This is a genomic window from Arthrobacter sp. SIMBA_036 (genome assembly GCF_046535135.1).
Lineage (GTDB): Bacteria > Actinomycetota > Actinomycetes > Actinomycetales > Micrococcaceae > Arthrobacter.
In genome coordinates this window covers 1-237 of the sequence record NZ_JAWRXG010000450.1, presented here as the reverse complement: position 1 = coordinate 237, position 237 = coordinate 1, and the positions used below count along the sequence as shown (strand labels likewise).

At 40.9% G+C, this 237-nt stretch carries 1 protein-coding gene; it reads left to right on the top strand.

Features of this window, described 5'->3' with window-relative positions:
* On the top strand, positions 1 to 142 hold a 142-nt coding region (locus SB659_RS20480; RefSeq protein ID WP_410551765.1), incomplete at its 5' end, for an ORF6C domain-containing protein.
* Positions 143 to 237 lie beyond the last annotated feature (95 nt).

Sequence of the window (237 nt, the reverse complement as noted above, 5' to 3'; positions counted from 1 at the left end):
AGAAGCGGCCAGGCTTTTCAGAGAAATACACCGTGAGATAAAAGACCGGTTCGGCGTTGCAAGCTACAAAGACATAAAGCGCCGGGAGCTGTTATCCGCAATCAAATATATAGAAAATTGGATTCCTCGGAAGGTTTCCTAAATCCTTTCGAGTTCCTTCATTAATTAAATTTTACCAGTGAACAACTGGATATATCAGGAGGCAAACATATGGAGAACAACCCATACAATTTGCAT